This window comes from Ensifer soli (assembly GCF_041928815.1).
Lineage (GTDB): Bacteria > Pseudomonadota > Alphaproteobacteria > Rhizobiales > Rhizobiaceae > JBHFEI01.
Window position 1 is genome coordinate 272785 of record NZ_JBHFEI010000007.1, and the last position, 24656, is coordinate 297440.

The window sequence follows — 24656 nt, forward strand, 5'->3', positions numbered from 1 at the left end:
TGTCAGATTGTCTTACATAGATGGCCTATTTAGAGTTTGATTGCAATCTATTTCGTGTCGATGCAACCGGTCATGGATGCGCATATGTGGAGACAGGCCGGATTGATCCTCAATTCGTCCTCGATCTGCCGCATCCTTTCCTCCAGCCGATCCAGCGGCACGGCGTGAGGATCGTCCAGGCCCTCCAAGGCGTTTCCCAGAGCTTCCATCTCGCAAGCAGTCGTCTCAGCATGATACCCTCACCATCATTTTCGGATTCTTCTCTCTCTTGTTCACTCCGCCGCTTTCGGCAGGATCATCATCGGATGCATGGGGGCCGGTTCATGCGTGTCTGCCGCCGGCGCAACCGCATCCCCGCCTGTCGGCCTGATGCGGAACCAGGCGGCGTAGAGCGCGGGCAGGAACAGCAGGATCATCACCGTGCCGACCGCCGTGCCGCCGATCAGCGTATAGGCCATCGATCCCCAGAACACGGAATGGGTCAGCGGAATGAAGGCCAGCACGGCGGCAAGGGCGGTCAGGATGACCGGGCGCGTGCGCTGCACCGTGGCCTCGATGACCGCGTGATAGTCGTCGAGGCCGGCTGACCGGTTCTCCTTGATCTGCTCCGTCAGGATCAGCGTGTTGCGCATCAGGATGCCCGCGAGCCCGATCAGGCCGAGGATGGCGTTGAACCCGAAGGGCTGGTCGAAGACGAGCAGCATCGGGACCACCCCGGCGAGGCCCAGTGGCGCCGTCAGCATCACCATGGTCATCGTCGACAGGCTGCGCACCTGCAGGATGATGACGATGAGCGTCGCCGTGATCATGACCGGGAAGACCTTGGCGAGCGCATCGTTCGCCTTGACGGACTCTTCGATGTTTCCGGCCATCTCGATGCGATAACCGACGGGCAGCGACGCGATCAACGGCTGCAGGGCCTTGAGCACCTGTTTCGAGACCTCCGGCGGCTGCGTCGCCTCGCTGAGGTCGGAGCGGATCGTGATGATGGGCATGCGGTCGCGCCGTTTCAGGATCGGCTCTTCGAAGCGAACCTCCGGGCGGCCGATCTGGTCGAGCGGTATCTGCTGGCCGTCCCGTCCGATCAGTGAGAAGTCGGCGAGCCGTGCCGGATCCAGTCGGCTTTCGCCGGCGCTGCGCGCCACGACCGGAACATTGCGGATATCCTCGCGCATCTCGGTCACCGGAATGCCGCTGACGAGCATCTGCAACTGCTGCGACGCCTCGGCGGGCGAAAGGCCGATGAGGTTCAGGCGCTCCTGATCGGGAACGAAGCGGACGACGGGCGTGCGGTTGCCCCAGTCGCGGTTTGCCTGCCGCACGTCGGCGACGCCCTTCATGATCTCGAGGGCCTGGCCGGAAATCCGGTACAATTGCTCGGGGTCGGGGCCCGTCAGGCGGAACTCGACCGGGAATGCCGTGTAGGGGCCGAACACGAGCTGGGTCACGCGCACGAACGCCTCGGGAGCGAGGCCGTCCGACAGTGCATCGCGCAGCCGATGTTTCAGTGTCTCGCGCGCCTCGGCGTCCGGCGTCAGCACGACGATCTTGGCAAAGGCCGGATCGGGCAGTTCCGGCGCCATGGCGAAGAAGAAGCGGGGCGCGCCCTGGCCGACATAGCTGGTGACGATGCGCGCCTCCGGCTGATCGCCGATCCAGCGCTCGATCTTCTCGACGGCCGTCACGGTCGCATCGATGCTGGTGCCCTCGGGCATGCGCACCTCGACCAGCACCTCGGGGCGGTCGGACGTCGGGAAGAACTGCTGCTTGACGCCGCCCATCCCGACGACGGACAGGGCCATGGCCGCGACGACGATCGCGCAGGTCGCGAATTTGTGGCGGACGGTCAGCTGAATGACGGCGCGCAGCCGCCGGTAGTTCGGCGTATCGTAGATGGCATGATGGCCGCCTGCCACCGGCTTGATGTCCGGCAGCATTTTCACGCCGAGATAGGGGGTGAAGACGACGGCGACGACCCAGGACACAATCAGCGCGAAACCGACGACCCAGAAGATGTTGCCGGCATATTCGCCGGCGCTGGAACGGGCGAAGCCGACCGGCATCAGCCCGATGATCGTGACGAGGGTGCCCGACAGCATCGGTGCCGCCGTATGGCTCCAGGCATAGGCGGCCGCCCTGATGCGGTCCATGCCCTCCTCCATCTTCACCACCATCACCTCGATCGCGATGATGGCGTCGTCGACGAGAAGGCCGAGCGCCAGGATCAGCGCGCCGAGCGTGATCCGGTCGAAAAACCGCCCCGTCTCCAGCATGATGAGAAAGACGACGGCCAACGTCAGCGGAACGGCGAGCGCCACGACGATGCCGACCCGCCAGCCGAGGCTGACCAGGCTGACGAAGAGGACGACGCCAAGCGCCATGGCGAATTTCAGCATGAACTCGCCGACGGCGGCGTCGATATTGACGGCCTGGTCGCTGACCTTGGCGAGCGTCATGCCGAGCGGCAGGGTCTGCGCGATCGCGGTGGAGCGGGCTTCGAGCGCCGCGCCAAGCTCAAGTCCGTTCCATCCCTGCTGCATCACGGCCGCGAGCATGATCGCGGGCTCTCCGTCATGGCGGATGATATAGGTTTCCGGGTCCTGATAGCCGCGCCGGACGTCCGCGACATCGGCGAGCCGGAATGTGCGACCGTTGGCGGCGATGGGCGTGTCGGCGATCGCCTGAAGCGTCTCGTAGGCGCCGTCGAAGCGGATGAACACCTGGGGACCGCTCGTGTCGATCGACCCCGCCGGCGTCACGGCATTCTGCCGCTGCAGGGCGGCCGCGATCTCCTGAACCGAAACGCCGAGCGTCGCGAGCTTCGCATGGGAGAAGTCGACGAAGATCTGCTCCGGCCGCTCGCCGAGAATATTGATCTTCTTGACGCCGGGCACATGCAGCAGGTCCTGGCGGATTGCCTCCGCCTGCCGCGCAAGCGCGCGCATCGGCAGGCCTTTCGCCTTCAGCGCGTAAAGCGCGAAACTGACGTCGGAGAATTCGTCGTTGACGAAGGGACCGAGCACGCCCGGCGGCAGGTTGCGCGCCTCGTCGCCGAGCTTCTTGCGCGCCTGATAGAACTCCTCCTGCACGGCCGACGGCGGCGTGCCGTCCTTGAGCGTGATGGTCAGGAAGGCGAAACCGGGCCTCGTCGTCGTCTCGACACGGTCGTACCACGTCAGTTCCTGAACCCGTTTCTCCAGCGGCTCGGCGACAAGGTTCTGCATGTCGCGCGCCGTCGCACCCGGCCAGACGGCGGTGACGGTGAGCGTCTTGATCGTGAAGGACGGGTCTTCCGCCCGGCCCATGTTGACGAAGGCATAGACACCTGCGGCGGCGAGAAGAACGATGAAGAACAGCGTGACCGCGCGCTCGCGCACGGCGAGTGCCGAAAGATTGAGGTTCATCAGTTCGCCGCCCCTGCCTGCCGGTCGATCCTGACGGAGGCGCCGTCGGCGAGACGATGCGCACCGAGGGCGACGATCTCCTGCCCGGGGTCGACCCCCGTAACGATGGCGGCGTCGCCGGCAAGCTGCCTGATGGTGACCGGCACGAAGCGCACTGTCGTGGCACCCTCGTCGAGCGCCCAGACACCGGTTCGACGGCCGTCATCGAGCACGGCGGCGATCGGAACGGAGACGTCCCGGCGCTTTTGCGCGTCGCTGATCCGGACGGTCACCGTTGCGCCGAGGGGGGCTTCTGCCGCATCGCCTTCCAGCACGTACCGCGCCTCGAAAGTGCGCGACCGGGGATCGGCAGCATCGGATATCTGCCTCAGGCGCGCCTGGCTCCAGTGTGTGTTTCTCCCGTAGAGGCTGGCTTCGGCAGCCGATCCGAGCACGGGGCGGATCGTTTCCGGCAAGGCGATGACGGCCTCGCGCGGGCCCGCATGCGCCAGCTGGACGACGGTCTGACCGGCGGCAACCACCTGTCCCGGCTCTCCGGCGGCCGACACTATGGTTCCATCGGCTCCGGCAAGGAGAACGGCATAGGCCTCCTCGTTTTCGGCGACGCGTGCCTGCGCCTCGGCCATCGAAAACTGAGCCTGGGCGGTGTCCAGTGCAGCCTTTGCCTGTTCGTAGCGCTGCGGTGTCGCGGCCAGCCCGCCCTTGGCCAAAGTCGCATATCGCCGTTCGTCCGCAGCCGCCTGGATCAGAACCGCGCGGGCGGCGGACACCGCGTTCCGTCGCGCATCGAGCGACAGTCGCAAATCCGTGTCGTCAATGCGCAGCAGCGGCTGTCCTGCCTTGACGACCTGTCCGACCTCGACCAGCCGTTCGACGATTTTTCCGGGGACACGGAAACCCAGATTGCTGAGCACGCGCGCCGCAATCGTCCCCGTGAACTTTCGCTCGGCATCCGCGACCGGGAGAGCCCGCGTGACCCTCACCAGAAGGTCGGCCGTGCGGGAATCGGTCACGGTCACGGTCTCTGCCGGCGTTGATGCGGAGATCGCCGCGAATGCTGTGATTGCGGAGGCCGACAGCGCCATCGCGCCGATAACGAGCCGACTGCGTTTCATGATTGGTCCTCACAGAATTGCCGATGAAATGGATGTCGTTCGAAATCAATAAGGAATTTATATTTCATTCGCAATCTAAAAAATCACCGAACGTTTCGCCGCATCGCCTGCGAAGATGCGTGCGTTTCAAGCCTGGGAAAATCAAACGGTGAGACCAAAGCCGCTTGATTTTTGATTTCGTATGTAATCTATATAATTTTGATGTCGGTCGACATCAAAGAGGGCCGAGCCTCAAACGGGCACCCTCGCGCCCTGTCGTCCCGTCAGACGACCCATCCGCATCTTTGAGGAGCATGCATGTCTCGCCAGAAAGTTGTCGTCATCACCGGTGCATCGTCAGGCAAAAGTGGCTCGATAAATCTGCACAGGGGGGGACAAGTGGAATTTCTGCCTGAGTTCGGCTGAGATGCCGGGAACAGGAGATAGCATGACGAGACGACCGCGCCGGAACCATAGCCCGGCTTTCAAGGCGAAAGTGGCGCTGGCAGCCATCAGGGGCGAGCAAACTCTGGTGGAATTGTCCCAGCAGTTTGACGTGCACGCCAACCAAATAAAGCAGTGGAAAGACCAGCTCCTTGAGGGGCGACAGGCGTTTTCGGCGATGAAGCCAAGGCGGAGCCGGCTGGTCCGACCGTCGATGTAAAGACGCTGCACGCCAAGATCGGCGAACGGACACTGGAGAACGATTTTTTGTCTGGTGCGCTCGGCAAGGCGGGATTGCTGGGCGGAAAGAAATGATCGACCGCGAACACAAGCTATCCGTGGTGCGCCAGGCAAAGTTTCTCGGTTTCAGCCGTGGAAGCGTCTATCATCTTCCGCGCGCCGTGTCGGACAGCGACCTGGCCCTGATGCGGCGGCTCGACGCGCTGCATCTCGATTGCCCGTTTGCCGCAAGTCGGATGTTGCAAGGGCTCTTGAGGGGAGAAGGGCTGGAGGTCCGGCAATTGCATGTCGCCACGCCGATGAAGAAGATGGGCATCGAGGCGATCTGTCGTCGCCCGAACACGTCCGAACCAGCGCCTGGGCAGAAAATCTATCCTTGCCTCCTGTGAAAGCTGACGGTCACCCGGCCCCATCAGGTCTGGGCGATCGACCTGACCTGCATCCCCATGGCGCGAGGATTTGTCTATCTCTGCGCCGTCGTCGACTGGTTCAGCCGGAAGGTCCTGTCGTGGCGGCCGTCGATCACGATGGAAGCGGCCTTCCGAATCGAAGCGGTCGAGGAGGCGCTCGCCCGCCATGGCAACCCGGAAATCTTCGACACGGAATTCTTCAACACGGATCGGGGCTCGCAGTTTACCTCGGTGGACTTTATGGCGCTGCTGAAGAAGGCGGAGATCGCCCTCTCGATGGATGGCAAGGGTGCGTGGCACGACAACGTCTTCGTCGAGCGGCTCTGGCGGTAGATCAAATACGAAAAGGTCTATCTCGACGCCTACAAAGGCCATGTCCGAGGCCCGCGCTGGCATCGGCCGTTATCTGACCTTTTACAATAACCGATGTCCACATTCATCCCTTGACCGGCAGACGCCGGATCGGGCCTCCTTCAACGCGCTGGCACCCATGATGGCGGCGGCATAATCAAGGCGGAAATCCACTGAGCGAAACACCCGAAATTGCTCAGACACACAGAGCCAACTCTCGCTGAAAATGCCGCCACTTGAAATCGCCCATCAAAAATCTCGCTGAACATCACCAGCGTTCTTTCCCGCACACACGGATTTTTTTGCAACAAGCCCTTTCCAGCCTCCCGATCGCCCTTGCCTTGCGTCTCCGCGTCGTTCAGCCGAGCGCGTCGAGATCGAGGCGGACGATGTCGGCGATATCGGGATGATGGAGGGGATAGCGCCTGAGCACGAGCGGATCGTGGCCGGGGATGATGTGCCGTGGCGACGAGGCGAGACGCTTCATCGTCTCGTATCCGTCGAGCATGTCCGTGATGCTCTCGACCACCGGGAAGGGACGCGCTTCCTCGACATTGGCGTAGAAATGCGCCGCATCCGAGCCGAGCACCACCCAGCCGCGCCGTGTCAGCACCCGAAGGATCTGCAAACCTTTCGAATGGCCGCCGACGCGGTGGGCGATGAGATTGGGGGCGATCTCGGACACGCCGTCATGGAAGACGACGCGGCCTTCATAGAGCTTGCGCACCATGTTCGTCACGTCCTCGGCTTCAAAGGGCTGGCGCAGCACCGGATGGCACATGCAGCGGCCGGTGCAATAGGCCATCTCCACGTCCTGCAGGTGATAGCGGGCATTCGGGAACAGGTCGTGATTGCCGCAATGGTCGAAATGCAGATGCGACAGGATGATCTCGCGCACCGAATCCGGCGTGATGCCGATCAGCCGCAGTCCGTCCTCGACGGGCCGGACGAGGTCGCGCTTGCGTTTTGCTGCCATCGCCGCATCGAAGCCGGTGTCGAAGAGATAGGTGCCGTTCTCGCCCCTGATCACCCAGACGAAATAGTCGAGCGGCATCGGCGCGTCATGCGGGTCGCCGCCGACGAAATTGGCCGCGGCATGGCGAAAATGATGGCCGTAGCGTACCGCATAGATGTCGTAGATGTCCGTCATCGCCGTCTCCTCCCCTTGGTCGCGCGGATAAAATCCGTCAGCTCGCCAGCCAGCCGGCCTCCACCGGCAGCAGCGAACCGGTCATGTCGCGCGCCACCGGACCGCAGAGGAAAAGCAAGAGGTCCGAGACGCTTTTCGCCGAGACGAACCGGCCGCTTGGCTGCTTGCCGGCGAGGAAGCTGCGCTCGGCATCCGCTCGCGCCACGCCCTGCGACTGCATGATCTCGACGACGCGCCCCTCGGTCCCCGGCGTCAGCACCGAGCCCGGACAAATGCTGTGGCAGGTGACGTCGTAGTCGAGATTTTCCAAGGCGACCGACCGCGTCAGCCCCTGCAGCGCCGCCTTCGTCGTGACGTAATCGACGCGATCGACGGTGCCGCGGCTGCCATAGACGGAGGTCATGTTGAAGATGCGGCCGAAATTGCGCGCCTGCATCTGCGGCAGCAGCAGCCGGATCGCATGGAAGGCGGCCGACAGATTGACCGCGATCGCCGCATCCCAGTTTTCCGGTGGAAACCCGACAATCGGCGCGAAATGGCGCACGACGGCATTGTTGACGAGAATGTCGACGCCGTCGAAACGGTCGAGTGCGTGCGCGACGAGGGACTCGACGCCGTCGAGGGTCGTGAGGTCGCTCTTCAGATACGCAACGTCGACACCGGATGATGCAAGCGACAGGCGCTGGCTTTCGACCTCGGCCGGCTCGGCAAGGCCTGTCATCACGATGTTGCAGCCCGCCTCGGCCAGCCCCTGCGCGATGGCGAGCCCCAGGCCCGCCGTCGAGCCCGTGACCAGCGCCGTCCTGCCGCTCAGGAAGCGGCCATCCAGGGAGCGTTCAGGCAGAAAGCGGTCGGGCGCGAACGTCTCTGGGGGCTGTGTCATCTATTGGTCGCTTCTGTTGATGGCGCGCCGCCGGCGAGACGGCCGCAGGCCTGCCTCTCCCCGTCGCGTGCGCCGCTTGCGGTCATGACCGTTATCGCATAAAAATGATACCGGTAACAAAACCGACTATAGACGGCGACAGGATCATGCGCAACCCGTATCAGGCGCTCTCGCGCTGTATCACTTCGAAGCGGAGGTCGACGACGTTTCCGTGGAGCGTGTCGGCATGGCCGGTGATGCGGCCGAGCAGCATCTGCGCCGTGCGTTCGCCGATCTCGTAGCGCGGCAGGCGCAGCGTCGTGATCGGCGGCGTGACATGCTTCAGCAGGTCGACATCGTCGAAACTGGCGATCGCGAGCCGGCCCGGCACGGCGATCGACCGGCGCTGACACTCGAACAGGGCGCCGGCCGCCAGAACGTCGCCGGCGCAGAACAGCGCATCGGTTTCCGGCGCCGTCTGCAGGATGCGGGAAAGCGCGTCCGCACCGCCGCCGAGGCCCCGTCCTGTTTCTACCACAAGGCGAGCGTCGTAGGATCGGCCCATGGCCTGCAGCGCCTCCCGGTAGCCGAGCAGGCGGTCGCGCGAGCGCTCGTTGTTGACCGAGGACAGCGAGACGAAGGCGATCTGCTTGTAGCCGAGCCGGCCGAGATGGGTGGTCATGGCGAAGGCGGCATCCCGGTTAGAGTAGCTGACCGCCATATCGATGGGATTGCTCGGCAAATTGCCGTTCTCGACGACCGGGACGCCGGATTTCCGCAGCTGCGCGATGGCATGGGCCGTGTGTTCGGTGTTGTGCAGCACCAGCCCGCTCACCCGCTGCGCGAGAAAGGTCAGGATGATCTGCTCCTCGACAAGCGGATCATAGCCGCTCTCCGCAATCATGAGCTGAAATCCCGACCGGCGCAGGACGTCGGACAGGCCCTTGATCGTCTGCGTATAGATGGAGTTGTCGATGCTCGGAACGATCAGTCCGATCGTCGTCGACCGGTTGGACGACAGGCTGCTGGCGAGGTTGTTCGGCAGGTAACCCATGTCATGGACGACGGCCAGCACATGCTCGCGGGTCTTGGCCGAAACCTTGCCCGTGCCCTTCAGCGCCCGCGACACCGTCATCGGTGAAACACCGGCCCGCTCGGCGACATCGCGCATCCTGGAACTGCCGCTGCCCGTGCGGCTCTTGCCGCCCGTTTCCTTCTTCGCCATGCCCGATCCTGTCACATGAGGTGCCGATCATTTACCCGCTTGCGCGCGTCAATATCAATACTCCGCTTGACGGCACGGAAGAAATTGCGTTACCGGTATCATAAATCCGGAGAAGCGGCGGATCTACGCGGGACGAGGCGCGCATGGGAGGAGTTGACGGGATGGGCGATCGGGAGAGCGCCGCCGCGCGCGCGTCTGCCTATCGGGCTGACAGCAAGGCGGCGCAGCAGCGGATGCTGGAGGCGCTGACGCAGCTTGGCGGCGTGGCGCTGCTGCTTTTGACCGGCAGTGGCCGCGCGACGCTTTGTGCCGCTCCGGTCGAGCGGGCGGAGCGGACGATGGCGGATGCGCGGCGGCACCTTCGCGCAGCGTCGCCTCCCGACAATGCCGCCCATCATCACCGGCACCTGTCGCGCGCGGCGGCGGCACTGGAGCGCGCGATCGCGCAGGCTTTCGCCTGCATGTCGATGCGCGGTGGCCGCGACGAACAGGACCGCCTGTCGACGCTCCTGCGCGCCGCATCGGACGAATTGCAACGGGCCGGCCGCATCGTGCCGGGTTTCGAGACGGTCGATCTGCGCGAGGCCTGCTGCGCCTGGCACCGCGCGGCGCCGGCGGCCCGGTTTTCCGCAACGGCATGCTGAGAGGAGAGGCTGATGGCCGACTATTCGATCTGGGTTCTGGAATATGCGGCGGTGGAGTTGTTCCCCTTGAGCGTCATGCTCTACGGCCCGCAATACAAGGGCACGCGCAAGCTGCCCTATGGCTACGTGTTGCTGAAGGGTCGCGACCGCGTCGTGATGATCGACACCGGCTATGACCATGTCAATTACGGCAAGGCGCTGGCCGACGCTTATGGTGTTTCCAACTATCACGGGCCGCGCGAGGTGCTGGCGGAATGCGGCATCGCGCCCGAGGATGTCACCGATATCCTGATCACCCACGCCCATTTCGACCATATGGGCGCGATACACCTGTTTCCCAACGCCACTTTCTACGTGCAGAAGCGCGAACTCGACAAATGGGCCTGGGCGCTGTCGCTCGGGTCGGAATACCGGTTTCTCACCGGTGGCGGCGATCCCGCCGATATCGTCAAGGCGGTCGAGGCGGCCCAGAGCGGGCGGTTGAAGACGATCGACGGCGACCAGGACGACGTGCTGCCGGGCATCGACGTGCGTCTTGCCGCCGACACCCACACCTACGGCTCGATGTATGTGACGGTGCGCAATGACGGCGCGCGGGCCAGCGAGGACACTTACGTCTTTGCCGGCGACCTCATCTACACCTGGGACAATTTCACCGGCCTCGATCCCAGCGATCCGCAGATCGTGCCGATCGGGCTGGCCGTCGGCAGCCAGTCGAACCTGATCTTCGCCAGTGCCGCGATGCTGAAGGATGCGGGCGGCGAGCACCGGCGCGTCATCCCCGTGCATGAGGACCGGCTACGGACGCAGTATCCCTCGCGGCTCACCGATGCCCGGTTGCAGATCGTTGAGATCGCGCTTGGCGCCGGCGAGACGAGCCGGGTTCAGTGACGCGAACGGCGTGATCCCGCTGTGCGGCCGCCAACCGGCCTGACGGCATAGTCCGCATGAGATGTCCACCGCTGCGCCCGGCGAACGAGCGCGGCGGCCTTGCTGCGTGCAATTTATGGTATCGCTATCATTTTTACGCCGTATTTACGCTGAGGGGCTCTCGGGGTGTTTTTGATTCATCCAATTTTATGATGATTATACAGGAGTTTGATGAAGGCTTCTTTGCGAGGAAGACGGATGCTCTACGCACAATATCGCTCGAGTGAAATGATACCGGTAACTTTTCTGTTGCAAACATGCGTTCGAGCCGCCATGCTTCATGCGGGATAGCGCTTTGGGAGGATGCAATGCACGACGATACGACTCTGGCCGGGCTTCTGGCCGGCAAGCTCGGCAGCGACAGGACACGCCGGGATTTCTTTCGCCTTCTGGCGCTCGCGGGCCTCGCGCCGGCACTGGCGGGAACGGGCTTTTCCCGCGCCCGCGCCGCGGGCGATCCGCTTGCCACGCCGCGCAACTTCATGGATTCGTTCTACACGCTGAACAACGACTATTTCAACGCCATGAACCGTGGCGCGATGGCGGCGGCGGAGAAGCTCAACATCACCTCCGCCCGCGAAATCAACAATGGCGACGTCAACATCCAGAAGAGCCATGTCGAGAACGCGCCGAACCTCAATATAGACGGCATCACCATGGTCGCGGCCTCCGAAGGCTCCGAGATCGACCTGCTTCGCCTGATCAACCGGCTGCAGATCCCGACCGTCAACAACCATACCAAGGCCGCCTGGAACACGCCGCTCGACAGCGGCGACCATTACGTCGCCTTCAACGCGCCGCCGAACGTCACCGCGACCCGCGCCCGCGCCGCACAGGTGTTCGAAAAGCTCGGCGGCAAGGGCAATGTCGTCTATATCGAAGGCATTCTCGGCAATCCGGTCGAGGCCGAGCGCGGCCACGGCTTCGATCTCGCCATGCAGGATTATCCCGGCATGACGCTGGTTGCCCGCCGCCCCGGCGGCTGGAGCCGGACGACGACCGCGCCGGTCATCGCCGATATCCTGACCGCGCATGACAATATCGACGCGATCATCGTCTCGAACGACGATTCCGCCATCGCCGTCGTCGGCGCGCTCGAACAGCGCGACATGAAAGTTCTCGTCAGCGGCTGCGACGCCATTCCCGAAATGGTCAAGCTGATCGCCGATGGCCGCGCCTTCAGCACCTTTGCCTATGGGCCCGCCTGGCTCGGCGCCTATTCCACCGTCGCCGTCTTCGATTTCATCAATGGCTGGCGGCCTTCCGTGCCTGAGCGGATGATGACCTTCGGCGGCTATATCCTCGATACGCCGGAAGCGGCGAAGAAATACCAGGAGGTCGTCGACGGCCCGACGAGCCCCTACGACTTCCTGAAAATGTCGCGCGTGCTCAATCCCGATGACTGGAACCCGCAGAACCTCCTGATCCCGATGCCGCCGGAGGAACACTGGTCGTGGCGGGTGAAGAAGCCGGACAATTACGAGCTGCCGGCCGCCTATGCGGACGCCGTGAAGAAGGGCGAGTTCGAGCGCGTCACCGAGCTCTACGCCAAGCGCTTCTCGACCGACCCGGTGCAGGCAGTCAGGGACCTGACCAGCAATGGCGGCCCGATCGTCATCGGCCCCTACTGAGCGGACGGACGCCATGCTGGGCATGCCCGAACACAGCGCCGTTCTCGAACTCGTCGGCATCGACAAGGCCTTTTCCGGCCGGCCGGTGCTGAACGGGGTCGGCTTCTCCCTGTCGCGGGGACAGGTCGTCGGCCTCGTCGGCGAGAACGGCGCCGGAAAATCGACGCTGTTGAAGATCGTCAGCGGCAATCTCCGGCCGGACGGGGGCCGCGTCCTCGTCAACGGCCGCGAGGTCTCCTTCCGCTCCTATGAGGATGCGACGAAGGCGGGCGTGTTCCACATCTACCAGGACCTGGCGCTGGTGCCGGTGCTCTCGGTGTTCGAGAATGTCATGCTGGCGCACGAACAGGCCTTCAGCCGCTTCGGCGTCATCGACAACCGCGCCATGCGCCGCAAGGTGGAGGCGATCTTCGCCGAGTTTGGCCACGGCCATATCGATGTGCGCCAGCCGGTCTCGACCTTCGATTTCTCCACCCGGCAGGTGATCGAGATCGTCAAGGCCTTCACGCTGGCCGATCTTCTCGGCATCGCCGAGCCGATCATGCTGTTCGACGAGCCGACGGCGGCGCTGACCGGCGACGAGGTCGATTTCCTGATGGAACTGATCGCTCGCGTGCGCCAGCGCGCCGCCATCGTCTATGTTTCGCACCGGCTGCCCGAAGTGCTCGAACTCTGCGATGTCATCCATGTGCTGAAGGATGGAGCCGTCGTCGCGACGCTGCCGGCGGAAGGCACGCAGGAAACCGAGCTGCACGAGCACATGGTCGGCCGCAAGCGCGGCGAGTTTTTTTACCGCGAACAACGCCAGCGCCAGCCGGACGCGCGTTGCGCGCTTTTCGTACAGAATTTCCGCATGCTGGGTGCCTTCGAGGCGATCGATCTTACTGTGAGAAGCGGCGAGATCGTCGGCGTCGCCGGCATTCTCGGCTCCGGCAAGTCGGAACTCGCCCGTGCGCTTGCCGGCGATATGCCGGAGGCGACGGGCAGCATCGAAATCGCCGGGCGGAAGCTTGAACGTATCGATCTGGCTAATGTCAGCGATGCCGGCCTCGGCTACCTGCCGCCAGACCGGCGCGATGGCGTCATCCCGGTGCTCTCGGTCGCGGAAAACATGACGCTCGCGCGCCTCACCCGGCAGGGCGAAAGCGCCGTCCTCGATCTCGCCCGCGAACGCGTGGATGCGGCAAGGCTGATCGCGCGGCTATCGATCAGGACGGCGGGCGCGGACGCGCAGATCGCGACGCTCAGCGGCGGCAACCAGCAGAAGGTGCTGCTGGCGCGCTGGCTGCTGCGCGACGCGCGGGTGCTGGTGCTCGACAATCCCACCAACGGCGTCGATGCCGGCGCCAAGGAGGAGATCTACGAACTCCTCCGCGACATCGCCGCGACCGGCGTCGGCATGCTCGTCGTCAGCGACGATCTGCCCGAGGTGATCGGCCTGTCGAACCGCATCCTCGTCATGCGCGATGGCCGCGTCACCGCCGAGATTGCGGCCCCTGCCGAGGCCAAGCCCGCCGAGGTCGATATCGTCGCCCACATGGTGTGAGGGCCGCATTCGCGGCTGCCCGGCCACGCCTTTTTGTTGTCGCGCCGCGATCCTTTGAGGTGCGGCGTCAGGTCAAGGACAGATGATGACTGCCACCACAACCGCCACGCCAGGCCCCACGACGATGGGGCGGACCCTGCCGCTCCGGGCACTGGCGCCCTGGATCGCGCTTCTCTGCCTGATCGTCATCTTCTCGACGCTCAATCCGAATTTCCTGTCGCTGCGCAACGGTGTGAACGTCTTGCAGCAGGCCTCGGTGCTCGCGGTCCTCAGCCTCGGTGTCACCTTCGTCATCGTCATGGGCAGCATCGACCTCTCGATCGGCTCGATCGTCTCCATGGCCGGCATGCTCGGCGCCGTGCTGGTGCGCGACCATGGCGAATGGGCGGTGCTTGCCGTTCCCTTCGCCGCCGCCGCGATCGGCGCCTTGAACGGCGTTCTCTTCGCCTATGCCCGCCTGCCCTCGTTTCTCACCACGCTCGGCATGCTCTTCGCCATCAACGGCATGACGCTGTATCTGACGCAGGGCTCCGCCGTCAGCCTCGCGCCGGACCTGATGATCGCGCAGGTGTTTAACGGCAAGATCGCCGGCATTCCGACGATCACGCTCTGGGCGGCCGCGCTCATCGCCATCGCCATGTTCGTCTCCCACCGCACCCGCTTCGGCCGCTATCTCTATGCGATCGGCGGCGGCGAGACGGTGGCAAAGCTCTGCGGTGTGCCGGTTGCCCGCTTCAAGCTCTATGCCTTCATGGTTTCAGGCTTTCTCGCCGGCTTCGCTGCCATCCTCTTGATGCTGCGGATCAGCGGCAGCGATCCCGCCATGGGTGCGCCGCTGCTGCTGCCGGCGATCGCCGCCGTCGTCATGGGCGGCACGCCGCTGACCGGCGGCGTCGGCGGCCCCTACCGCACGCTGCTCGGCGTGCTGATCATCACCGTGCTGCAGAACGGCATGAATCTCGCGAGCGTCAACCCCTTCCTGCAGGACGTCGTGCTCGGCGCGGGCGTCATCGCCGCGGTCGCGATCAACATGGATCGCCGTGGCCGCTTCATCGTCAAGTGACACAATTCGAAATCAAGGTTCTTCAAAATGACAACCGCACGCTATGATTTTTCCGGCAAGACCGCGATCGTGATCGGCGGCACCACCGGTATCGGCCGGGCGACGGCGTTCGCCTTCGCCGAGGCCGGCGCCAACACGGTGATCGCCGGTCTTGGCACGCCTGAGGGCGAAAGTCTCGTCGCCGAGATCACCGCCCGCCACCCCTCGGTCACGTCAAGCTTCACCGAGCTTGATGTGCGCGACGACGCGGCGATGCAGCGTTTCCATGCGGGTGCGAAGGAACGCTTCGGCCGCATCGACATCGCCTTCAACAATGCCGGCATTCCCGGCAGGACCGCGCCGATGCACGAACTGTCGGAGACTGATTTCGACAGGATCATCGACATCAACCTGAAGGGCGTCTTCCTCGGCATGAAGCACCAGCTGCCGCTGATGCTGGCCGACGGCGGCGGCGCCATCGTCAACACCTCGTCGCTCTTCGGCGTCATGGGCTATGCGACGACCTCGGTCTATTGCGCCAGCAAATGGGCCGTGCTCGGCCTGACGAAATCCGTTGCGCTGGAGGTTGCGCGGAAAAACATCCGCGTCAACGCGATTGCTCCGGGCTCGACGATGACGCCGTTGCTCACCAACATGTTCGGCGGCGAACAGGGCGCGCGCGACACGGTTCTGCCCTCGCTGCCGATGGGCCGCATCGCCGATCCGAGCGAGATCGCCCAGCTCGTCCTCTTCCTCGCCTCGGACGCCGCCTCCTTCATCACCGGACAGGCCGTCGTCATCGACGGCGGCGGCTTCGTTGCCGGCGCCGGGGAGTAATTCTTACCCCCCACGCAAAAAGAGCACCGCATCAATCGATGCGGTGCTCTTTTTTCTGATTCCGTCGGCCTGGTGTTACGCGCCGGCGGCGCGTTTCTCTTCCTCGATTTCGGCAAACACGGCCTGTGCGGATTTCATCGCGTCGAGCGAGGCCGGCGCGCCGCAATAGATGGCGCCCTGCAGGATCACCTCGATGATCTCGTCCCTGGTCAGGCCGTTGTTGAGCGCGCCGCGCAGATGCAGGCGGAATTCGGCCTGGCGGTTCAGCGCCATGGTCATGCCAAGATTGAGCAGGCTGCGCTGCTTGCGCTCCAGCCCCGGCCGCGACCAGATCTCGCCCCAGCACCATTCGGTGATCAGCTTCTGCAGCGGCGCGGACACATCGTCCGCCGCCTTCAGCGACTTGTCGACATAGGCGTCGCCGAGCACCTCCCGGCGGATCTTCAGGCCTTTTTCAAAGGCTTCGCCTTCGAATTCCTTGCGCATGGTCGTCTCCTTGCAATGGACCTATGGAGGGTATCAGCGAGCCGGCTTCAAGGCCCGTGGCAGGTCGGCGGCATCGTCGAGATGTTCCAGCGCGTGCGCCGTCTGTAATGCCCGTTCGGCGTTGACGTCAGGGCATCCCCAGGCGGCGAGCGTGCGGAATTTCCGCTCGATATCCTCGACGGTGGCGGGATTGGCGAGGCTGCCGCGCGCGGCATCGATGGCGTGCCGGCATTCGCGGCCATCGGCAAGGCGCACCAGAACCTCGGCGCGCTCGACCGGGCAGGCCGGATCGACCGCGACGGGCTGCACCCGTGCCCGGAGCGACGCCACCGCCGGATCGTTGACCGCTGCATCGCTGAAATCGTCGAGGCCGGCGCTGCCGCGCAGCAGCGACGCCGCCGCCGCATGCTGGGCGCTGACCTGCGCCTCGCGGCCGGTCACGATCGCCGGCCGGTCGGTGCGCGCCTTCAGCAGCGGATGGCCGGTGATGACGACGCTGTCGATTGCCGCCGGATCGACCTGGTCGCGCAGCGCCAGGCAGGCGTCGATGACGGGCATCAGCACGACGCCGCAGGGATAGAGTTTGAGCGCATTGCGCGACAGTTCAAAGGTGATGCCGAGATCGCGCGTCAGCGCGTCGAGATCGACCGTATCGGCCGATACGGTCAGAAAGCCGCGTGGCCCTTCGAGCGGGCGTGGCGGCCCCTCGACACCGGCCTTCGCCATAAGGGCGGACAGCAGGCCATTGCGTGCGGCATTGCCGACGCTGATGCTTTTCGCCATGAAGCCGAGCGTTTCGACGAGGCCGCCGGCCTGCGCCGAGGCATTGCCGAGTGCGGAGAGCACCTGGTCCTCGTCGAGCCGCAAGAGCGTGCCGACCGCAACCGCCGCGCCGAAGACGCCGCAGGTCGAGGTGATGTGCCAGCCGCGATCGTAATGGCCGGGCGAGATCGCGTTGCCGATCCGGCATTCGACCTCCGTGCCGAGGACGAAGGCGTGCAGGAAGTCCGCCCCGGTCATGGGCATCGTCTCGGCGACCGCCATCAGCGCGGCGGCGACCGGCGCGCTCGGATGGATGATCGTGCCTTCATGCGTGTCGTCGAAATCATGGACGTTCATCGCGGCCGCATTGAGGAAGGCGGCGGTCGGCGCGTCGCGCCGGTCCTTCGCGCCGATCACCGTCGAGGTCGCAGGGCCGGAAAACGGCGCGAGCGCCGCGCCCAGCCGCCGAAGTGCGACGTCGCGCGCGCCGGCAAGGCCGGTGGCGGCGACATTGAGGACCGCAAGCGACGCCTGTCGCCGGGTTTCTTCGGGAATGTCCTGCCAGCGTGAACCGGTGACGAAGCGGGCGAGCTGCCGGCTGACGCCGCTATCAGCCACGGGGCCGTTCCTCGCTGACGGTGACGCCCGCCCATTCCTCGATCGGTTTGATAATCTCGGTGAGGTCCGCATCCGCGCCGAAGCGGCCCTTGGTGATGTTGATCATCTGCCGCACCGCCGAGCCGACGACCATCGGCACGCCGAGCGCCTCGCTTTCCTCCAGGCACAGCCGTGCGTCCTTGGCCGAGAGGCCGATGGCGAAGCCGAAGTCGAAATTGCGGCCGATGATATATTTCGGCACCTTGTCGAGCGTCGCATTGCTGGCGCCGCTGCCGGAATTGATGACGCTGAGCATCACTTCCGGATCGAGCCCGGCCTTGGCACCGAGCACCAGCGCCTCCGCTGCGATGGTCAGCGAGGTCACCGACATCAGGTTGTTGATCACCTTGATCATCTGGCCCATGCCGGGCTTGTCGCCGATCAGCTTCGGCCGGCCGATCACCTCGAGGATCGGCCGAACCTCTTCGTAGAGATCGGCGGGGCAGGCCACCATCAGCGCCAGCGAGCCTTTTTCCGCGCCGGCGACGCCACCGCTGACCGGGCAATCGACAAAGGCCTTGCCGCTCTCCGCCAATCCCGCCGCGACCGTGCGCGAGACACGCGGGCCGGTGGTGGAGAGGTCGATGACGATCAGCTTGCCGTCGATCGACGACAGGCCACCCGTGCCGAGCGCCACTGTCTCGACAATCTCCGGCGTCGGCAGCGACAGAAGCACGATGTCGGCTTCCAGCGATGCAAGCGATGCCGCCGCCGTCGCGCCTTTCGCGACAAGGCCCGCGACCGCGTCGGCATTGGTGTCGAACACGCTGACGGCGTAGCCGGCATCGAGCAGCCGCCCGACCATCGGCGCGCCCATGCGGCCGATCCCTGCAAATCCGAGCCGAGGCAAGGTCATTTTCGTCTCCATCACGAGGTCGGCGGGGTCTTGCCCCGCCTGTCCGGCGGCAAGCCGGTGTTGAAAGGGTGGCGTTGCCGCGCCGGGTGCACTCAGAGCTGGTCGGCGCCGGCGACGAAACCGCCGCCATCGATCACCACGGCCTGGCCGGTGATGAAGGAGGAAGCATCCGACGACAGGAACAGCACCAGCTGGGCGATTTCGGCGGGGTCGCTGATGCGGCCCATCGGGATCAGCGGCAGCACCGTGTCCTTGGCGCCCTGCTCGCTGCCGAACATGCCCTGAAGCAGCGGCGTCATCACGCTGCCGGGCGCGATCGCGTTGACGCGGATGTTTTTCCGCGCAACTTCCAGCGCCACCGAATTGGTCAGGCCGATCACGCCCCACTTGCTGGCGCAATAGACGGCGGTGGTGGCAAAACCCATCACGCCGAACAGCGACGAGGTGTTGACGATGGCGCCGCCGCCCTGTTCGATCATGTGCGGCACCTGATGCCTGAGGCCGTGGAAGATACCCTTGAGGTTCACGTCCATCAGCAGGCTGTAGTCGTCGTCGTCAAGTTCGTGGACGGGTGCGGTCTTGCCCGGCACGCCGGCATTGTTGAAGGCGACGTCGATGCGGCCGAAGCGCTCGAAGGCGCGCTCGTGCAGCGCCCGCATCGCCTTCGGGTCGCGCACGTCCACCTCCGCGAACTCGCAGACGCCGCCCGCGTCGACGATCTCGCGCTTCAGGCTGTCGCCCTTCTCCTGCCCGATGCCGGCGACGAAGAGCTCTGCGCCCGCCTTGGCGAAGGCAAGCGCCGTCGCCCGGCCGATGCCCGTGGTGCCGCCGATCAGAAGCACGTTCTTCGACGAGAAATCATAGGTGACCTGCATGGTGTTCCTCCTTCATGCCGCCGTCGCATCGTGGCCGCACGCATGGCGCTGGTCCGTGTGGATGGGACGGATTTGGATACCGGTAACATCTGATGGCACAGTTCATGCGATGTGTCGAGATCGAATCTGCCTTGTCGCACCGCAGCGGACCTGTTCGGAGAAGTCAGAAATTAACAAGCAAATACAGCATAATAATTCGACATGACGGACTTGCCTCCAGCATCCCGCGCCACCATCGACGAAATTTTACGGAAAAGCCCGGTCGCCGCCCTTGCACCGGCAATGTTTTCGTTTAATGATACCGGTATCATTATTGCTGCACCCCTGCTTCAGGCAGGCGGATGTAGCCGGCGGGCTGCCGGGCGGCAAGGCGCAAGAACCGGATCAAGGCCCGGAGGGGGCCGGTCATCGAATGGAGGAACCTATGAAGCGACTTTTGATGGGCCTGACGCTTGCCGTGTCGGTCATGGCGTCTGGCATCGCCCAGGCGCAGGAAACGAAGACGCTCGGCATCGTCGCCCTGATCGCCAACGACGCGCTGAACATCGAGGTGATCGGCGGTGCGACGGAAGAGGCGAAGAAGGCCGGCTGGGAGGTCAAGGTGATCGACACGCAGGCGAGCGCCGACCAGGCGAACGCGGCGATGAAGTCGTTTGCCACGCAAGGGGTCGACGCCATCTTCGTGCTCGCCTTCGCCAGCAGCTCGATCAGCTCCGGCCTCGAAGCGGCGAAGGATGCGAAGATCCCCGTCGCCACCTGGGGCGGCGAGATCGTCGACGGCATCGTCGTCACCACCAGCGGCCTGACGGTCGGCGAGGATTCGGTCAAATACCTGCTGGACACGGTGAAGGCACCGGCCGACATCCTCGCGATCACCTTCCATCCCGGCAAACTCTGCCTCGATCGCGGCGTCGCCTTCGAACAGGGCGTCGCCGGCAAGGAAGGGCTCGACATCACCTATAACGAGGTGACGGTGCCCGGCCAGGTACAGAACGGCAACGCGATCGCGTCGGCCTTCCTGACCGGCCATCCCGAAGGCGGCAATCCGGTGGCGATCTGGTCCTGCTGGGACGAGCCGATGCAAGGGGCCGTTGCGGCGCTGCGCCAGTCCGCCCGCACCGATGTGACGACCGTGTCGATCAATGGCAGCCGGCAGGCGCTGCAGCTCGTCAAGGATGGCGACCTGACCGCGACCGTCTGGCAGCCGGCCTTCGAGGAAGGCAAGGCCGTATTCCAGGCGATCCTGGAGTCGCAGGCGGCAACCGGCACCTGGACGCCGAAGGTCATCGAGATCCCCGGCGTCGTCGTGACGAAGGAGAATGTCGACAGCTTCCTCGCGGAGCATCCGAATGCTCAGTAGGAGCGACGCCTCCGGCGTGGGCGGGCCTGTGACTGCGCAGGCCCGCGCGCCGTGGCTCAAGATTCGCGGCCTGACCAAGCAATTCATGGGCGAGCTTGCCGTGGACCGTGTCGACCTCGATATCGAGGCCGGCCAGGTCCACGGCCTCGTCGGAGCCAACGGCGCCGGCAAGTCGACGCTGATCCGCTGCCTCGCCGGCGTCACCACGCCGGATGAGGGCGAGATCCTGATCGACGGCAGGCCGTTGACTCAAGGGTCGACGTCGAGCTCGGAGCGGGCCGGCCTCGGCTTCGTCCATCAGGAACTGAACCTCATCCCGCATTTCACCGCGCTGCAGAACATGCTGCTCGGCATGCCCAAGCAGACGCGTTTCGGCCTGATCGACTGGAAGCGCTCGCGCGTGCCGGCCGAAGAGGCCGCGCGGCGCGTCGGCATCGGTTTTTCGCTCGACACGAAAGTGTCCGACCTCAATGTCGCGCAGCGCTGGCTGGTGATGATCGCCAAGGCGCTGGTGCGCAAAGCGAACCTGATCGCTATGGACGAGCCGACCGCCTCGCTGTCGCCGGCCGAAAGCGAGCAGCTCTTCCGCATTGTGCGCGAACTCGCGGCGCAGGGTGTCGCCATCCTCTATGTCTCGCATCGTCTCGAGGAGGTCCTCGACCTCTGCGACCGCATCACCGTCATGCGCGACGGGCGGATCGTCAGTGCCGCCTCGCGCGGTGAACTCGACAAGAAAGGGCTGGTGCGCGCCATCATCGGCCGCGACGCCGTCGTCGCGCCGCGCGCCGCGCGCGAAGCCACGGTGCGCAACAGCCAGCCGGTCTTTTCCGCCCGCAACATTTCCTGGCGCAGCGCCGTCACCGATGTCAGCTTCGATGTCCATCCCGGCGAAGTCTTCGCGCTCGCCGGCCTCGTCGGCGCCGGGCGCACCGAACTGGCGCAGCTGATCTATGGCGTGCACCATCCGCATGCCGGCCGGTTCGAATTCCACGGCAAGCCCTATCTGGCGGCGTCGCCCGCCGACGCTGTCAAGATGGGTGTCGCGCTGGTGCCGGAAGAGCGCCGCTCGCAGGCGCTGATGCTGCAGAAATCCGTCGCCGACAACATCAATGTCGCCGCGCTTCGCCGGCTGCGCAGCATCGATCTCTTGCCCTTCGTCTCCAACCGCAAGGCCAACACACGGGCGAAAAGCCTGATCGGCGAATTGCAGATCAAGACAGCCGGACCCGATCAGCGGATCGGCGGCCTCTCCGGCGGCAACCAGCAGAAGGCGGTGATCGGCCGCTGGCTCGGCGAGGACACGCGCCTCTTGATCCTCGACGAGCCGTCGCGCGGCGTCGATATCGGCGCGCGCGAGGAAATCCACGCGGCGATCCGCCGGCTGGCGCGGCAGGGCATCGGCATCATCGTCATCTCCTCCGATGTCGAGGAACTGACCGTGCTCGCCGACCGCGTCGTCGTGCTGCACGAGGGCCGCGTCACCGGCGAACTCGAAGGTGCCGCCATCACCGAATCCAACATCATCGCTCTGAGCTATGCGGAGCATCCGGCCAGCGGAGACAGTGAGACATGACACAGGCAGTCGGCAACATCCGGCGGGGCGCGCTGCAGAACGGCCAGTGGACGCGCGGCGTCCTCAATTTCGTCTCGCGCTACGGCACCATCCTCGGCCTCGTGCTGATGATCGTCTTCTTCTCGATCAATGCGCCGGGAACCTTTCCCACCCGCGCCAACCTGCTGAACATCCTCAGCCAGGCATCTTTGACGGCGATCATCGCCTCCGGCCTCACCTATACGCTCGTCGTCGGCGAGTTCGATCTGTCGATCGGCAATGTCGCCAGCTTCTGCGGCCTGATCGTCTGCGGACTGATGGCCAACCAGGGCCTGCCGATCCTCGTCAGCATGATGCTCGTGCTGGCGCTCGGCACCGCCATCGGCACGGTCAGCGGCCTGCTGGTGACAAAGGTCAGGATCAACGCCGTCATCGCCACCATCGGCATCGGCACCATGCTCGCCGGCATCGGCTTTGCCTACAGTTCCTTCCCGATCGCCGCCGGCGTGCCGCGCGATTTCGTCATGATGGCCGTCGGCCGCACCTTCGGCATCCCCCGCCCCGTCATCATCATGGCGATCGTGCTCCTGGTGCTGTGGATCATCCTCAACAAGACGGAGATCGGCCAGCGGATGCAGGCCGTCGGCAGCAATGCTGAAGCAGCAAGGCTCGCCGGCATCAATGTGGCGCGCATAAAACTGTTTGCCTTCGCCACCGCCGGCTTCTGTTCGGCGCTGACCGGCTCGCTGCTGTCGGCCCTGCTCGGCAGCGGCACGCTGGCGGCCGCCGACGGCTACCTGCTCGATGCCTTCGCCGCCGTCTTCCTCGGCTCGGCGACGTTGCGCGACGGCGAATTCCACATCGTCGGCACGCTGGTCGGCGTGCTGATCCTCGCCGTTGGCTTCAACGGCCTGAGCATCTTCGGCGCCCCGACCTATTTCCAGCCGATCTTCAAGGGCGGCATTCTCGTACTCGCCGTCGGCATGTCGGCCCTTGCCCGGCAATATGCCTCGGGCAACCGGTAGGCTTCGTCATCATCGGACGGCAATCGCACCGGTCGCCGTTTGCGGCTTTGAGCAGATCTCTCTTCCATCTGACAGGCCTCGGAAACGCTCCCGCTGCAGCGCAGTCCTGCAGGGATCAGGCGATGTGCCGCCATCCTGACGAAAAGTTGGCCCCTTTGGCAAAAAATCCATTCGTTCGGGAAAGAACGCTGGTGATATTCAGCGAGATTTTTGATGGGCGATTTCGAGTGGCAGCATTTTCAGGGCGAGGTCATTTTTCAGCATAAATGGGGAATTCTACTTCGGCACTTCTGGGGAAAATTCACGCGACATCGACACGTCGTCACCGTGCCGGCGTCGGCGACCACCGCCAGCGGCCGTTCCTCCAACCACGCATATTCCCGCAGCAGCGTGCCGGCGCTGTCATATTCGGCGATAACGTTGCCATCGAGGTCATGAACCGAATGCAACGTCACGCCGCTGATCAGAAGCGCATGTGATACCCGTCGCGACAGGTAGTCGTAGATGTGGCTGCCCTCTGAGGCACGGAGGCCGACCGGATGCCGGCGAGCTGACCGGCCTTGTTGAACGCAAAGGTCTTCGTCACGCTGGTGACCAGGTCCGTGTCTTCCGCCGGACTGGGTGCGGAACAAGGTCGGTCCGGTCCTCAAGCGCGCCAAGTCGGAAGGCAAGACGCTCGGCCGGCCGTTCACGCTCAGCGATGAACAGAAGCAGGGTGTCCGCAACGATGCATAAGCGTTTCGGCGACGGCGAGGACATTCGCGATCAGCAGGCCAGACCATCATGCCGGTTCGCGACGAGAGTTCACGGTCCGTTCGACCTGAGAGCAGGATTTTGAACAGACCTGGTTCCGACCCGTTTCCGCTGGACGTTCTCCCAGGCCTGGCGCAATCGCTTCAAACGTTCGAGAGACCGGTGTCAGCGCAGGCTGATCAGCGCCGTGCCGGCGATCGCGAGCGCGGCGCCGAGCCAGGCCCGGGCCGGGGGCCGCTCCCCGGTTCTCAGCCAGACCATCGGCAGCACGACGACCGGCGTCATCGATGAGAGCGTCGCGACGATGCCGACATCGCCCTCATGAAGCGCGGCCATCAGCAGCGACATGCCGAGCGTCGTGCCGAAGAAGGCGGAGGCGAGCGCCAGGCCGAGGGAGCGCGGCGCGAACGGCGTCTCGCGCGCCCGGCCTAAAGCGTGTCGCGATCTTTCAGATTCGCTCGTACGCTTTAGGTCTTTGTTTTTACGCGTGTCTTTTCGCAAAACCGCTGCACACCTTTGC

20 protein-coding genes and 1 pseudogene are annotated in these 24656 nt (G+C 64.7%); 10 read left to right on the forward strand and 11 right to left on the reverse strand.

Translation table 11 applies throughout. The features are described from left to right. Positions 1 to 272 precede the first annotated feature (272 nt). Positions 273 to 3404, reverse strand: a complete 3132-nt coding sequence (locus tag ACEVQ6_RS13135; protein ID WP_374889446.1) for an efflux RND transporter permease subunit — start codon at positions 3402 to 3404, stop codon at positions 273 to 275. Next, entirely contained in the window at positions 3404 to 4519 is a 1116-nt protein-coding gene (locus ACEVQ6_RS13140) for an efflux RND transporter periplasmic adaptor subunit (RefSeq protein ID WP_374889447.1), read from the reverse strand. Before ACEVQ6_RS13140 ends, ACEVQ6_RS13135 begins: the two co-directional genes overlap by 1 nt. A 427-nt stretch (positions 4520 to 4946) precedes the next feature. Between ACEVQ6_RS13140 and ACEVQ6_RS13145 the strand changes: the two are divergent. After that, a pseudogene (locus ACEVQ6_RS13145) lies at positions 4947 to 6100 on the forward strand (IS3 family transposase). A gap of 201 nt (positions 6101 to 6301) precedes the next feature. On the opposite strand, the gene ACEVQ6_RS13150 reads toward ACEVQ6_RS13145, so the two are convergent. From ACEVQ6_RS13150 to ACEVQ6_RS13160, 3 genes are all read right to left on the reverse strand, one after another. Further along, on the reverse strand, positions 6302 to 7093 hold the full coding sequence (locus ACEVQ6_RS13150) for an N-acyl homoserine lactonase family protein (protein ID WP_374889448.1): 792 nt from the start codon (positions 7091 to 7093) through the stop codon (positions 6302 to 6304). Between the two features lie 37 nt (positions 7094 to 7130). Beyond that, positions 7131 to 7976, reverse strand: coding sequence for an SDR family NAD(P)-dependent oxidoreductase (locus tag ACEVQ6_RS13155; RefSeq protein ID WP_374889449.1), 846 nt, complete (start codon positions 7974 to 7976; stop codon positions 7131 to 7133). Positions 7977 to 8136: 160 nt separating this feature from the next. Further along, positions 8137 to 9180 (reverse strand): LacI family DNA-binding transcriptional regulator, encoded by a 1044-nt coding sequence (locus ACEVQ6_RS13160; protein ID WP_374889450.1) that lies wholly within the window; start codon positions 9178 to 9180, stop codon positions 8137 to 8139. Between the two features lie 161 nt (positions 9181 to 9341). Here ACEVQ6_RS13160 and ACEVQ6_RS13165 point away from each other — a divergent pair, with 161 nt between their 5' ends. The 6 genes from ACEVQ6_RS13165 (at position 9342) to ACEVQ6_RS13190 (ending at position 15810) form a co-directional block, all read left to right on the forward strand. Next, a complete protein-coding gene (locus ACEVQ6_RS13165; protein WP_374889451.1) occupies positions 9342 to 9824 on the forward strand; it encodes a hypothetical protein in 483 nt (160 codons plus the stop codon). A gap of 12 nt (positions 9825 to 9836) precedes the next feature. Then, positions 9837 to 10715, forward strand: a complete 879-nt coding sequence (locus ACEVQ6_RS13170) for an N-acyl homoserine lactonase family protein (protein ID WP_374889452.1) — start codon at positions 9837 to 9839, stop codon at positions 10713 to 10715. 347 nt (positions 10716 to 11062) lie between these two features. Then, on the forward strand, positions 11063 to 12385 hold the full coding sequence (locus ACEVQ6_RS13175; protein ID WP_374889453.1) for a sugar ABC transporter substrate-binding protein: 1323 nt from the start codon (positions 11063 to 11065) through the stop codon (positions 12383 to 12385). 13 nt (positions 12386 to 12398) lie between these two features. Continuing rightward, positions 12399 to 13931, forward strand: coding sequence for a sugar ABC transporter ATP-binding protein (locus ACEVQ6_RS13180; RefSeq protein ID WP_374889454.1), 1533 nt, complete (start codon positions 12399 to 12401; stop codon positions 13929 to 13931). Between the two features lie 85 nt (positions 13932 to 14016). Then, positions 14017 to 14994, forward strand: coding sequence for an ABC transporter permease (locus ACEVQ6_RS13185; protein ID WP_374889455.1), 978 nt, complete (start codon positions 14017 to 14019; stop codon positions 14992 to 14994). Between the two features lie 27 nt (positions 14995 to 15021). Then, complete coding sequence (locus ACEVQ6_RS13190) at positions 15022 to 15810, forward strand: SDR family NAD(P)-dependent oxidoreductase (protein WP_374889456.1); 789 nt, start codon at positions 15022 to 15024, stop codon at positions 15808 to 15810. Between the two features lie 75 nt (positions 15811 to 15885). Here ACEVQ6_RS13190 and ACEVQ6_RS13195 read toward each other — a convergent pair whose 3' ends face one another. The 4 genes from ACEVQ6_RS13195 to ACEVQ6_RS13210 all read right to left on the reverse strand — a co-directional run bounded on the left by ACEVQ6_RS13195 (position 15886) and on the right by ACEVQ6_RS13210 (position 19446). Further along, on the reverse strand, positions 15886 to 16296 hold the full coding sequence (locus tag ACEVQ6_RS13195) for a carboxymuconolactone decarboxylase family protein (RefSeq protein WP_374889457.1): 411 nt from the start codon (positions 16294 to 16296) through the stop codon (positions 15886 to 15888). A 33-nt stretch (positions 16297 to 16329) separates the two neighbouring features. After that, entirely contained in the window at positions 16330 to 17676 is a 1347-nt protein-coding gene (locus tag ACEVQ6_RS13200; protein WP_374889458.1) for an MmgE/PrpD family protein, read from the reverse strand. Next, positions 17669 to 18571, reverse strand: coding sequence for an NAD(P)-dependent oxidoreductase (locus ACEVQ6_RS13205; protein ID WP_374889459.1), 903 nt, complete (start codon positions 18569 to 18571; stop codon positions 17669 to 17671). The genes ACEVQ6_RS13200 and ACEVQ6_RS13205 overlap by 8 nt, the downstream gene beginning before the upstream one ends. Positions 18572 to 18663: 92 nt before the next feature. Continuing rightward, a complete protein-coding gene (locus ACEVQ6_RS13210; protein ID WP_374889460.1) occupies positions 18664 to 19446 on the reverse strand; it encodes an SDR family NAD(P)-dependent oxidoreductase in 783 nt (260 codons plus the stop codon). Positions 19447 to 19870: 424 nt separating this feature from the next. Between ACEVQ6_RS13210 and ACEVQ6_RS13215 the strand changes: the two genes are divergently transcribed. The 3 genes from ACEVQ6_RS13215 to ACEVQ6_RS13225 are packed head-to-tail and all read left to right on the forward strand — an operon-like array spanning position 19871 to position 23383. After that, a complete protein-coding gene (locus tag ACEVQ6_RS13215; protein WP_374889461.1) occupies positions 19871 to 20806 on the forward strand; it encodes a sugar ABC transporter substrate-binding protein in 936 nt (311 codons plus the stop codon). Then, positions 20796 to 22379 carry a sugar ABC transporter ATP-binding protein gene (locus ACEVQ6_RS13220; protein WP_374889462.1) on the forward strand — a complete coding sequence of 528 codons (1584 nt, stop codon included), beginning with the start codon at positions 20796 to 20798 and terminating at the stop codon, positions 22377 to 22379. The genes ACEVQ6_RS13215 and ACEVQ6_RS13220 overlap by 11 nt, the downstream gene beginning before the upstream one ends. Continuing rightward, a complete protein-coding gene (locus ACEVQ6_RS13225; protein ID WP_374889463.1) occupies positions 22376 to 23383 on the forward strand; it encodes an ABC transporter permease in 1008 nt (335 codons plus the stop codon). The genes ACEVQ6_RS13220 and ACEVQ6_RS13225 overlap by 4 nt, the downstream gene beginning before the upstream one ends. Positions 23384 to 23640: 257 nt before the next feature. Here the strand turns inward: ACEVQ6_RS13225 and ACEVQ6_RS13230 are convergent, their stop codons facing one another. Together ACEVQ6_RS13230 and ACEVQ6_RS13235 are read right to left on the reverse strand one after the other, a co-directional pair. After that, positions 23641 to 24015: a hypothetical protein gene (locus ACEVQ6_RS13230; RefSeq protein ID WP_374889464.1), complete on the reverse strand. Its 375-nt coding sequence runs from the start codon at positions 24013 to 24015 to the stop codon at positions 23641 to 23643. 286 nt (positions 24016 to 24301) lie between these two features. After that, positions 24302 to 24656 (reverse strand): EamA family transporter (locus tag ACEVQ6_RS13235; RefSeq protein WP_374889465.1); only part of this gene is annotated, 355 nt, incomplete at its 5' end.